The sequence below is a fragment of the Lewinella sp. W8 genome (assembly GCF_004375085.3).
Classification (GTDB): Bacteria; Bacteroidota; Bacteroidia; order Chitinophagales; family Saprospiraceae; genus Neolewinella.
Map to the genome: position 1 here is coordinate 174,979 of NZ_SNAQ03000010.1, position 13,059 is coordinate 188,037.

The window sequence follows — 13,059 nt, forward strand, 5'->3', positions numbered from 1 at the left end:
TTTTTTATGTGAGATTGCTCCCTTATGAAATCTTTGTTTTTTGTCTTTACCCTGGCGCTTTGTGGATTTTACCTCTGTGGACAGGAAGCTCCTGCTGAATTAATCCCCACCGCAAAAATTGTCACGTCCGGAAACACGGTCCCCGAAAAGGTACCTTGTTCGGGGGGGACGTTGATGATCACCGGAATTAATGTAGAAAACGGTGGCAACGGAGATAATAATCCCGCTAATGGAGCCTTCATGAGCTGGACGGCCTCGGGAAGCAGTACGGGGCTTTACTACTCCATCATTATTGATCCTAACGGCATGGTATGGACCATCGTGCAGGGGGGGACCAGCAACAGCGTTTTTCCCGCCGATGGCAGCGGTAATTTATCGACGAACCTTACGGTCGGCGCCCCGGGCGCCGGCTCGGGCGACTGCCTCCCCGCGGGAGATTACGTACTGCAGGTATGGGAAGTCGAGGATAACAATTCGGACAACCTGCCGGACATTGACGGGGTCACCGGAGACACGCTGGGATGCTACGTGCGGGGAGTATTTACCTTCAATCCCTCCTGCCCGTCCCCCACCACGGTCACCGCCACGGCCAACGTAACCAATATTGGCTGTGTTAGTCCAACCGGAAGCATCACCCTGGAAAACTTCGTAACCAGTAGCCTTTACTGTGTGGAATCCAACGGCGCCGGCGCAACGGTTACCTGGACCGGCCCCGGGGGCTACACCGGCAGCGGCACCTCGATCTCCGGCCTGGCGGCCGGGACCTACACGGCCACCATATCGGATGCCTACGGCTGCCCGACAACCGTATCGGCAACGGTCACCTCCGCCCCGCCGGTGGCCATCTCCTGTTCGGTCATCCGCAGCCCGACGGTATTCGGCGGCTCCGACGGCGCCGCCCGGGTAACGATCAACGCCGGCTCCGGCGACTACACCATCTCCTGGACCGGCGAGACCTCGGGCAGCCGCACCGGATTCGACGGCTCCAATACTGTCCCCAACCTGCCGGCCGGAACCTACACCTTCACCGTAACCGATAATGGGTCCGGCTGTACGGACATGTGTACGGTGACCATTCCCGACCCACCCTGTGAGGTAGACTTCGTGGTGGAGTACACCATGTTCGGGGATATCTTCATCCGTATCCTCAACGGTACGCCGGACTTTTATGTGAATTATACAGGAGACACCTTTTCGCCTTCCGATTACGGTCCCTTCGGTAACGAAGGTTACACGATTCCCGGGTCCGAATTTGTGCCGGGCGACTATATATTCACGGTCTTCGAAGCGGGCCGCACCGACTGTCAGGACGTAGAGTTTTTTACCATCGCCGGACCGGACTGTACGGATCTGATGCTCACCAACGAAGACTCCACCAACCCGAGTTGTAGCGACGTGGATGACGGCACCATCACCGTTGAATTTACGGGGCTGGACAATCCCGTCATCAGCTGGAACGGCCCGGGCGTAACCGGGTCCAACGCCACCACCATTTCGGGCCTCGGGGCGGGGACCTACAGCTACCAGATCATTGACGACGAAGGATGTTTCCTCGACGGCAGCTACACCCTGACGGCACCGCCCGCCCTCACCCTGAGCTGCGACGGGATTAACGAAACCCGCGACGCACTGGACGACGGGATGATCGCCCTCGACGTGGGCGGAGGAACGCCCGGTTACCGCCTCAGCTATACCGCTACGGACGATATGGGGATGCCGCTTCCGCCGGTGACCAACCAGGCCATTACGGCCATCGATACGCTGCGGAATCTGGTGGCCGGAACTTACCAGATCACCATCACCGACGATGCTGGCTGTACGATCGATTGTACCACCACGATCACCCAGCCCAACTGTGACCTCTTCCCGGATTGTGTGCCCACCGATGCGTCCGTCATCGGCGGAACCGGTTCCGTGGAGCTGACCTTTGACGGGACGCCGGACTGGACGGTAACCATCACCGGGCCGGTGGACACCTCCTTCGTTACCTCCAATACCACGGAAGTCATCAATGATTTGCCTCAGGGTGATTATGACCTGGACGTATACAATGACGCCGGATGCGTCGGCGTCTGCAATTTCACCATTGCCGGCCCCAGCTGTGGCATTATGGTGGGGACGGACTTCATGAACCCCTCCTGTCCGGGAGGAGATGACGGCGCCATCTTCCTGGATATTTCCGGACAGGGTGCCGGCCTGACCATTGACTGGGATGATGATATTTACGACGGACAAGACACCCTCCGCGGCCTGGAGGCCGGGACCTACTCGGTGATCGTCAGCGACGCCACGGGTTGTGTTTTGGCACCCCTTGATTTCACGCTGGTGGACCCCGATAGCCTGCGGGCGACGATGAGTATTGATACCGAAATCAGCTGCGCGGGAGACAGCACCGGCGGAATTTCCGTTTCCGTGGTGAACGCCACCCCTCCGCTGTCCTACGCCTGGTCCGTGGATAGCCTGCCAGATGCTCCGGCGGTTGGGGGACTGATTATCGGGACCTACTCCGTAACCGTTACCGACGCCAATGGCTGTACGGTCATCGCTGATACCTCCCTGACGGAACCGCCGGCCTTAATGCTGAGCTGCGGAAGTGTGGCGGAATCCACCATTGGGGCCGACGACGGACGGGTAGGATTTGATCTGTCCGGGGGAACCATGCCCTACGTCATGCAGCTTAATGGCACCACCGTCACGCCCCCGGCGGACGATACCTTCCGGATGCTAATGCCCGGGCAGTACATCATCGACGTCGTGGACGCCAACGGATGTACGGCGAGCTGTACCGCCGTGGTGAATGCGGGAGGTTGTGGAGACTTCACGGTAGCCATCACGGAAACCCAGCCCGACTGCAACAGTGCCACCGGGAGTGCCACCGCCACGGGAATGATGGGCAACGGGATGATAACCTACCAGTGGGACAACGGAGCCACGACGGCTACCGTCACGAACCTCGTTCCGGGAACCTACGAAGTGCTGGCCACGGACGCCGCCGGCTGTACGGCCGTCGATCAGGTAACCATTGTCGCCTTCACGGACATCCCTTCGGTGGCGGTGGGCAGCTTCAGCACCGTCTGTGACGATGCATGCTCCGAAATCACCCTCACTTTTGCGGGCACGCCGCCCTTTACGGTGGACTATGAAATAGATCGCGGCGGAACGCAGGTGCCGGGCCAGTTGACGACGAGCAGTGTTGGCGACACCACCTTCACTTTCTGTCCCGCCGATTTTGGTTTCCCCGATCTGGGAAATAATAGTGTAGTAGGTTTCGCAACGGTTACGGACGGAAATGGCTGTAGTCGTCCGGTCGATCAGCTGGAAGCGATCCCGGCACAGCAAACCCAAACGGGAACCTACTCGGAGACCCGGTGCGAGGGGGATACCCTGCGGTACTTTGGCGAAGAGTTTTTTGCCGCCCGTACCACGGGAGACGTTACCCTGCCCTTCCCCGCAGCCAACGGCTGCGATAGCGTCGTCACCGTCACCCTGAATTTCTTCGCTCCGGCCACGGGCACCTACGCCGAAACGATTTGCGAAGGGGATACCCTGACGTACCAGGGCGAAATCTTCCACGCCCTGCGGACTACGGGCGACGTGGTGATCCCGGATGCCTCGGCTAACGGCTGTGACTCGACGGTTACGGTGACGGTCGACTTTTTCGCACCGGCCACGGGCACCTACGCCGAAACGATCTGCGAAGGAGATACCCTGACCTTCCAGGGCGAAATCTTCCACGCCATGCGCACGACGGGCGACGTGGTGCTCCCGGACGCCTCGGCCAACGGCTGTGACTCTACGGTCACGGTGACGGTCGACTTCTTCGCACCGGCCACGGGCACCTACGCCGAAACGATCTGCGAAGGAGATACCCTGACGTACCGGGGAGAGATTTTCCACGCGCTGCGCACGACGGGCGACGTGGTGCTCCCGGACGCCTCGGCCAATGGCTGTGATTCCACGGTCACGGTTACGATTGATTTCTTCGCGCCGGCCACGGGTACCTACGCCGAAACGATCTGCGAAGGAGACACCTTGACGTACCAGGGAGAGATTTTCCACGCGCTGCGCACGACGGGCGACGTGGTGCTCCCGGACGCCTCGGCCAACGGCTGTGATTCGACGGTCACGGTGACGGTCGACTTTTTCGCTCCGGCCACGGGCACTTACGCCGAAACGATCTGCGCGGGGGACACCCTGACGTACCAGGGAGAGATTTTCCACGCGCTGCGCACGACGGGCGACGTCGTTCTCCCGGATGCCTCGGCCAATGGCTGTGACTCAACGGTTACGGTGACGGTCGACTTTTTCGCTCCGGCCACGGGCACTTACGCCGAAACGATCTGCGAAGGGGACACCCTGACGTACCAGGGCGAAATCTTCCACGCCATGCGGACTACGGGCGACGTCGTGATCCCGGACGCCTCGGCCAACGGCTGTGACTCAACGGTCACGGTGACGGTCGACTTCTTCGCTCCGGCCACGGGCACCTACGCCGAAACGATCTGCACGGGGGATACCCTGACGTACCAGGGAGAGATTTTCCACGCGCTGCGCACGACGAGCGACGTGGTGATTCCGGACGCCTCGGCCAACGGCTGTGACTCCACGGTCACGGTGACGGTTGACTTTTTCGCTCCGGCTACGGGCACCTACGCCGAAACGATCTGCGAAGGAGACACCCTGACCTTCCAGGGCGAGATCTTCCACGCTATGCGCACGACGGGCGACGTGGTTCTCCCAGATGCCTCAGCCAACGGCTGTGACTCGACGGTCACGGTAATGGTCGACTTCTTCGCGCCCGCTACGGGCACCTACGCCGAAACGATCTGCGCGGGGGATACCCTGACGTACCAGGGAGAGATTTTCCACGCGTTGCGCACGACGGGCGACGTGGTGATTCCGGACGCCTCAGCCAACGGCTGTGACTCGACGGTCACGGTAATGGTCGACTTCTTCGCGCCCGCTACGGGCACCTACGCCGAAACGATCTGCGCGGGGGATACCCTGACGTACCAGGGCGAGATCTTCCACGCTATGCGGACGACGGGCGACGTGGTGATTCCGGACGCCTCGACCAACGGCTGTGACTCTACGGTCACGGTCACGATCGACTTTTTCGCTCCGGCCACGGGCACCTACGCCGAAACGATTTGCGAAGGGGATACCCTGACGTACCAGGGAGAAATCTTCCACGCCATGCGGACCATTGGCGACGTCGTTCTCCCGGATGCCTCGGTCAACGGCTGTGACTCCACGGTCACGGTTTCCATTGATTTCTTTGCACCTGCGGTGAGCGCCTTCAATACCACCATATGTCTTAGCGATACTTTCCGGTTAAACGGAGAAATCTTTGATGCGAACCGGACCAGCGGTGACGTAATCTTCCCCGATGCTTCCATTAACGGCTGTGACTCCACGGTCGCCGTCACGATTGACTTTTTCCCCCAGGCGGTAGGCTCGTTTGATACCACCATTTGTGCGGGAGGCTCCTTCACGTACGGTGGACAGGTATTTGACGAGGCGGTGGATCAATTTTTTGTCACGCTGCCACAACCCAGTAGCAATGGCTGCGATAGTGTAGTGGCCGTTTCCGTGACAGTGGAACAACTCCCGAACATCAGCCTGAGTGGTGACGGGATCATTTGTCCGGACGGAGACGTGAGCATTACCCTGGAGTACGACGGAAGCGTTCCGGCCACCGTATTCCTGAGTTCTGACCCCGGAGAGGCCATTACGGTCCCCGTGGGAGGAACTACTATTCAGCGCACGATTGCTGCGGGCACCGCCGTAAGTATCCTCAGTGCGACCACCGCTTCGGGCTGTCCGCCCAACTTCACGGGTGACCTGCTCGTTACGGAAACCGATCTGGCGGTGGGCATTGACATCATGAGCGGCGACGGCATCTTTGCCGTCAGTTGTGCCGAAGGCAGTGACGGCGTGGTGCAGGCCGTCGTTTCCGGGGGTAGTGCACCCTACGAATACACCTGGAGCACCGGAAGCCAGGAGGTCATGGTAGAGGGACTGCCGGCGGGGGATTACTCTCTGATGGTTACCAGCAGCCGCGGTTGCCAACGGGAGGCCTCCATTACGTTGAACAGCCCCGAAATTCTTGCCGTCTCCATCAATGAGGTCCCGGCTAACTGCGTGGATACACTGCCGGTGCTGGTAGTCCAGGATATTCAGGGAGGTGTGGCCCCCTACGTGTTTGGTACGGCCGCTGGGGCCCTGTCGCCGGCGGGTGGCTTCCCGGATTCGCTCCGACTCCCGGTCGGGGAAAGCACCTTTGTATTGGAAGACGTCAACGGCTGCGTGCTGTCGCAAAACTTCACCTTCGACCCCGCTCCCCGGGGAGAGCTGGTGGTTACGCCCGCTCAGTCCATCATTCGGCTTGGGGATAGCGTGGCGCTTTCGGTGCTGACCGACCTGAATACCGACGGTTTCCTGATCAGTCCCGGTCCGGAAGAACTGATTTCGGGTGCGGAGGTCTTCGTGGCTCCCCAGACGTCCACGACCTACACGTTTACGGCCATTGATCCGGAAGGGTGTTCGGCCACCGCCACGGCGAAGGTCATCGTGGATCGATTCGTGCCGATCTACGCTCCGACGGCCTTTAGTCCGAACCTCGATGGCACCAATGACCTTTACCGGGTCTTTGCCAACGACCAGGTGCGGGAGATCTCCGACTTTTTCATCTTCGACCGTTGGGGGGAGAACGTATTCACTTTCCCCGGTCCGGTCGGGCCCAATGACGTCAACTGGGGATGGGACGGTACGGCGGCCGATGGCCGCCTCTACGAACAGGGCACCTACGTCTTCAGCGTTAAGGTTACCCTGCTGGACGGCCGGGAAATTACCCTGAAGGGGGACTTCGTGCTCATGCGATAAGCTTGTTCCCCACCGCTACAAATCTTTTGGCAGGTAGCGGTGGGGAATATCCCTATCGCCGGATGGCTTCTACCGGGTCAAGTCCCGCGGCCTTTCTGGCGGGATATGTCCCGAAGATTACGCCCACGAGAATGGCCACGATCACCACGACGATGAGCGTATTGAGGGTGAACACGGCACTGAATTCCGTTTCGGGAATCAGGTAGGTCAGGATGGGGGCCGCAATGCTGGCCACCAGCATCCCGAGGATCACGCCGAAGAAACATCCGATGATGGAAATGGCGATGCTTTCCGACAGGAATTGTACGATGATCTTGCTCCGATTGGCGCCCACGGCCTTGCGGATGCCGATCTCCGGCGTCCGCTCGGAGATGGCCATGAGCAGGACGTTCATGACGCCGACACCGCCCACGACGACGGCAATGCCTACCAGAAAGCCCATCACCAGCCGGAAGACCAGCATGCCCTTGCCCAGTTCTTCCAGGTAGCCCGTTTGGGTGAAGCTCTGGGTGGCTTCGGGGATGTCCGGAAAGTGTCTTTCCATCCAGCCGTCGATGTAGTCCTGGGCCTCGAGTACGTTGTGCACATTATCCATGGCGATCATCAGGTTGGGCGTGATCCGTGGCTTGTCCGGGAATTTGGCCAGGGTATTGAGCGGAAAGCCGGCCGTGAGGCCCTGCTGGTCTCCGTTTTTCATGATGCCCACAATCGTCAGCGTGTCGCCGAAAAGAAGGAATTGCCGGTTCAGGGCTACGTCCACCGAATCCGTCTCGGCGACCATTTTGCGCGCAAAGGCCTGGTTGACGGCGGCCACCTTGGCACCCTGCCGTGACTCCGCTTCGGTAATCATCCTTCCGTGCAGGACGAGGCTGTCGGGAATCGGTTCGAGGAAGGGCATCGTAAACGCCTGGTAACGGATGCCCAGTTTGGTGCTGTCCATCCGTCGTCCGATGGTGGAACCCTGATGGGCCAGTTGACCGACGGCGTCGTAGGGGAGGGAGTCGAGCAATTCCGTCATGATGGCCTCATCGATTTCGGCGATCGTATCTCTTGGCGTATACACGCCGTCGATTCGGGTGCCCGTCTGGCTGGTCACGGTGATCATCTCTAGAGAACTCTTGTCGGCAATGCGCTCCTGCGCCCAGCGGTCCAGGCCATCGATCAGGGCCAGCATGGCCACCAGGGCACCTACCCCAATGATTACGCCGAGAACGGAAAGGAAGGTTTGGAAAAAGTTATTGCGCAGGTTGCGAAAGGCTTCGGAAAAAGCCCGGCGGATGGAGGTTAACATGCCGGAGAGATTAGAATCTTGACTAGATGATGGGGCAAGGTGCCCATTCGCATCCGGATGAACCACTTTATTAGATGGATGGCTACCGCTGGCGGATGAGTGCGGCTGATCGACCAGGGAACCGTATCAAGAGGAGAGAAAATAATCCACTGCTTTGTGTAAGTCGGCTTTCGACAGCATCTATTCAAGGAGGCTGACTTCCCCGGCCAGCCGGGTGCCGGGTAAGGGGTAGCCACACATTTGTCGTTTGGCCGCAAAACCAATACCACCCTCCGACCGTATTGCTATGCAAAGAATCTTCTACCTTTCCGTTCAACCTAAACATCACTGCCATCGCCCAGCCTGCCCACACCAATGCGTTGATTCACGAGTCGAGTCCCTATCTGTTGCAGCACGCCCACAATCCGGTGGATTGGCACCCCTGGAAGCCGGAAGTGCTGGCCGAAGCCCAGCGCCTGGACCGTCCGATCATCGTATCCATCGGCTACAGTACCTGTCACTGGTGCCACGTCATGGAGCGGGAGAGCTTTGAAGACGAGGAGACAGCGGCCCTGATGAACGAAAAATTTATCTGTATCAAGGTAGATCGCGAAGAGCGTCCCGACGTGGACCGCGTCTACATGGAAGCCTGTCAGGCCATTTCCGGTGGTGGCGGGTGGCCCCTGAATGCCTTCCTGCTGCCCGACGGTCGGCCCTTTTACGCCGGTACCTACTATCCACCCGAGCGCAAATACAACCGGCCGAGCTGGAGAGAACTGCTGGAGCACCTCAGCAACCTCTTCGAGCAGGATCGCAAAACGGTGGAGGAGCAGGCCGACCGATTGACGGACAACATCCGGGGCGGGGGAAATCGGCTGATGTCCTTAGAGCCCCAAACCGAAGATCATGATTCCTGGCGGGAGGCGCTGATGACCAAACTCAGGGGGCAATACGACCTCAAGCACGGCGGCTTCGGTGGTGCCCCCAAGTTTCCGATGAGCCAGTCGCTGGAAGCCCTGTTGGTGCACGGAATGCAACGGGAAGAGTACAACGACCTGCACCTGGCCGCCCACGGTATGCTGGCAATGCTGGACGGGGGGATTTATGACCACCTCGGCGGGGGCTTTTCTCGCTATACGGTGGACGCACAGTGGCGGGTGCCGCACTTCGAGAAAATGCTCTACGACAATGCGCTGCTGCTCCGGCTACTGGCTAAGTTGCAAATGGCGGTTCCGAACGCCCGTTTCGTTACGGCCATGGAAGAAACTACGGAATGGCTGCTGCGGGAAATGTTGCTTCCCGCCGGCGGCTACCGCGCCGCCCTTGATGCGGACAGCGAAGGCGTGGAGGGCAAATATTACGTCTGGCAACTCGACGAAGTGGCGGACTTGATCCCCGAGGAAGACCTCCCCCTGGTGGCGGCATTTTACGGCTTGACCGAAACGGGGAACTGGGAGGAAGAGCACACCAATATCCCCTACCGGCCGGACACCCTGGCGGCGGCAGCCGCCGCCGCGGAGGTTCCGCTGGAAGAAGCCACGGAACGGATCGCCAGCGCCCGTAAAATCCTGCACACTCACCGGGTGGAGCGGGTGCCTCCCGGAGCGGACGACAAAATGATCCTGCAGTGGAACGCGCTGCTGATATCCGGTTGGTGCTGGTGCTACCGGGCCACGCAGGAAAAAAATTACCTCCGCCTGGCCGAAGAGCTTTGGTACGGGGTGAAGAAAAAACTTTACGTCGACGGACAGTGGTACCGGAACCGGACCAACGGCCAGTTGGGGGCACCGGCTTTCCTGGACGATTACGCCGCCCTGGCGGAGGCCCTGCTGGAGCTGAGTGCCGTGAATTTTGATCTGTCCCTGATCCTGGGAGCCGAAGAAGTGGCGGACAAAGATGGGCCGGGGACGGCAGGTGCCGGGACTTCGGCCAGAAGCATGGTCGATTACGTTTTGTCGCGCTTTTCTACGCCCCGGGGGCCCATGTTTTTCCTGCAGGCCACTCAGGACAATGAGCTTCCGGTAGACACCCTGGAGCTGTTCGACAACGCCCTGCCCAGCGGTAATTCCCAGATGTGCAGCAACCTGCTGCGGCTCCACCGGATTACCGGAGAGGGTCAGTACCTGAAGCGGGGAGAAGAAATGCTGGCGGCCATGGCCGGCGGCATGGAACGCTACCCCTCCAGTTTCGGCGGATGGGTACAAACGGCCCTCGTGCACGCCGGAGCGGACGAAGAGCTGGTCGTTACGGGCCGGGAGGCCCGGGCCGCGGCCCGGGAGTTCCTGTCGCTCTACCGACCAGGAATGCTAATTGTCGCCACCGAAACGGAGCGGGAAGACGTACCAGTCCTAAAAGACCGTTACCTTGATGGCGAGCTGCGGTATTATTTCTGCCAGAACCAGCAATGCCTCTTGCCCGTTACGACTGCGGAAGCTGCCCGGGCCCAAATCCTAAATTCTTGAACCGATGATGAAACGACTACTCTTGTCTGCTGTTTTCGCACTGACCCTGGGGTGCGTTCTTCACGGTCAACAGCTGGCGCAATACAGTATGCCCTGGTTGGACCCCGTACAGTTTAACCCCGCCTACGCCGGCCTGGACAACAGCCTGAGCATTACCGGGACATTTCGCACCCAGTGGACCGGCCTGGAGGGCCAGCCCTCCGGCCAGCGGCTTAGTGCGCACCTACCGATCTACTACCTCAGTAGCGGGTTTGGCGTGGAGGTAGAACGCGATGAAATTGGCGCCAGAAGACTCAGTCGCTTTGGTGCATCCTACAATTACCAACTGGTCACCTCCTCGGCCGTATGGTCGGTGGGCGTGTCCGCCCGGATGACGCAGCTGAGTCTCGACGGTAGTCTGCTGCGGACGGCGGACGGCATTTACGAGGATCCCAACGCCATCATCCATAACGATGATTTGCTGCCGACCACGGCCGTTGACAACAGTACCCTGAGCCTGTCGGCCGGAATTTTCTATCAGGCGGAGAAATTGGAGGGCGGGGTGTCCGTCCGTAACCTCAATCAGCCCGTCCTGGGATTCTCGGGGCTTGATTACCAACTCGGACAACAGTACCACGCTTACCTGCGCCTGAAGTTTGACGTGGTCCGGAACTGGCAGTTGGCTCCGGTATTTTTTGCGGCCAGCGACGGGGTGCAAACCCAGCTCAGTCTGGGAGCCACGATGCAGTACAACCAAAACATTTTCGTGGGAGCCACCTACCGGGGGTACAACGCCAATACTTCGGACGCCATCGCCCTCATCGGAGGATTGAACCTCAGCGACAAAATTTCGCTGGCCTACGCCTACGACCTTACGCTTTCGGAGTTGAGGAGCGTTCAGGATGGAAGCCACGAAATCACCATCAAGTACAACTTGAGAACCAGGATCGGAGCGGGTGTCCCGCCGCCGATTATTTACTATCCGCGGGCCAAAGAGTAAATCTTTGTGTTAAAAGTTGGTTTATCCCGCCACTTTAATAATAAGCGCTTCCGGTATTGCGTTTCCGTCGGGAAGCTGCCAAGCAGGGTGTTAAAAACTTTTTGACTTGCGTTGAAAGTTGGCAACACCCGGCATCTCGTATATCTTTGTACCGCTTTTTGAAATTCAGAGGTAAACTCGGGTCTTTTAATGAAGAACTATTTTAACCCCATCCTGGCCACCGTCCTTCTGGCCGTTTTGCTCACTAGCTGTGGAAGCCGTGAAACCGGCGAGTTGGTTGGAGCACTTGATCGTCCTGACTGGAAAGGCGTACAGCCCTACGGCATGGTATACGTTCCTTCCGGAACCGCCCACGTCGGTAACAGTGACCAGGACATCACCGGAACATTTATCCAACGTCCGAAATCCATTACCATCAATGGATTCTTCATGGACGATACGGAAATCACCAATAACGAATACCGTCAGTTTGTCAACTGGGTGCGCGACTCCATCGCCCACGACATGTTGGGAGACTTTGACGAAAACGGGAACATCGACTGGGAGGTAGATCTCTACTACGACGATGAAGCCCTCGCTGACCTTTGGCTCGAAGAGCGTTTTGCCGGCCGTCGTCAGATCAACACCAGCCTTTACGAGTATACCTACAAAGAAGCAGACTGGGGTGCAGCCGCCATGGCCCGTCCTAACGGACAGAGCGGACAGGGTATGGATCAGTACATCACCGAAGAAACGGTGAACATCTACCCCGATACCCTGGTGTGGGTGCGCGACTTCGCCTACAGCTACAATGAGCCCATGGCCCGGAGTTACTTCTCTCACCCCGCCTACGACGACTACCCCGTGGTTGGCGTTGACTGGCACATGGCCCGCGCCTTCAGCTACTGGAGAACCTCCCTCTGGAACAAGTACAACGAGACCCTCATCGAGGAATTCCGTCTCCCCACCGAGTACGAATTTGAATACGCCTCCCGTGGCGGTAAGGAGCACGCTCCCTTCCCCTGGGGTGGCCCTTACGTAAGAAACTCCAAAGGTTGTTTGCTGGCCAACTTCAAGCCCGGTCGCGGAAACTACCCCGATGATGGCGGTGCCTACACCGTAGCCGCTGACGCCTACTACCCCAACGATTACGGCCTCTACAACATGGCCGGTAACGTTGCCGAGTGGACCATCACCGCCTTCTACGAAAACGCCAACAGCTTCGTTCACGACTTCAACCCCGATATTCGCTACAACGCCAAGGACGATGACCCGATCGCCATGAAGCGTAAAGTGATCCGTGGCGGTAGCTGGAAGGACATCAGCTTCTACCTCCAGAACGGTACCCGGACTTACGAATACCAGGATACCACCAAATCTTACGTTGGTTTCCGGAACGTAATGTCCTTCATGGGGCGTTCGCTGAGCGACTTCTAAGACACATCATCAAAATGATCCTGAGCGGTCGTGCCGAACATTCCGGC

General features: G+C 59.0%; 5 protein-coding genes. 4 read left to right on the forward strand and 1 reads right to left on the reverse strand.

What is annotated here, in order from left to right; translation table 11 throughout:
- Positions 1–24: 24 nt before the first annotated feature.
- Entirely contained in the window at positions 25–6,885 is a 6,861-nt protein-coding gene (locus E1J53_RS12985; RefSeq protein ID WP_154640193.1) for a gliding motility-associated C-terminal domain-containing protein, read from the forward strand.
- A 52-nt stretch (positions 6,886–6,937) separates the two neighbouring features.
- Here E1J53_RS12985 and E1J53_RS12990 read toward each other — a convergent pair whose 3' ends face one another.
- Positions 6,938–8,176 (reverse strand): ABC transporter permease, encoded by a 1,239-nt coding sequence (locus tag E1J53_RS12990; RefSeq protein WP_134270750.1) that lies wholly within the window; start codon positions 8,174–8,176, stop codon positions 6,938–6,940.
- A 281-nt stretch (positions 8,177–8,457) separates the two neighbouring features.
- On the opposite strand from E1J53_RS12990, the gene E1J53_RS12995 reads away from it, so the two are divergent.
- From E1J53_RS12995 to E1J53_RS13005, 3 genes are all read left to right on the forward strand, one after another.
- Positions 8,458–10,617 carry a thioredoxin domain-containing protein gene (locus E1J53_RS12995; RefSeq protein ID WP_134270749.1) on the forward strand — a complete coding sequence of 720 codons (2,160 nt, stop codon included), beginning with the start codon at positions 8,458–8,460 and terminating at the stop codon, positions 10,615–10,617.
- Between the two features lie 4 nt (positions 10,618–10,621).
- Positions 10,622–11,596 carry a PorP/SprF family type IX secretion system membrane protein gene (locus E1J53_RS13000; protein WP_134270748.1) on the forward strand — a complete coding sequence of 325 codons (975 nt, stop codon included), beginning with the start codon at positions 10,622–10,624 and terminating at the stop codon, positions 11,594–11,596.
- 189 nt (positions 11,597–11,785) lie between these two features.
- The gene (locus tag E1J53_RS13005; RefSeq protein ID WP_134270747.1) at positions 11,786–13,012 is read left to right on the forward strand and encodes an SUMF1/EgtB/PvdO family nonheme iron enzyme; all 1,227 of its coding nucleotides are present in this window, start codon (positions 11,786–11,788) and stop codon (positions 13,010–13,012) included.
- Positions 13,013–13,059: the final 47 nt, after the last annotated feature.

Coding starts and splice junctions, on each gene's coding strand:
- E1J53_RS12985 (WP_154640193.1), top strand. CDS start 25: ATGAAATCTTTGTTTTTTGTCTTTACCCTGGCGCTTTGTGGATTTTAC.
- E1J53_RS12990 (WP_134270750.1), bottom strand. CDS start 8,176: ATGTTAACCTCCATCCGCCGGGCTTTTTCCGAAGCCTTTCGCAACCTG.
- E1J53_RS13000 (WP_134270748.1), top strand. CDS start 10,622: ATGATGAAACGACTACTCTTGTCTGCTGTTTTCGCACTGACCCTGGGG.
- E1J53_RS13005 (WP_134270747.1), top strand. CDS start 11,786: ATGAAGAACTATTTTAACCCCATCCTGGCCACCGTCCTTCTGGCCGTT.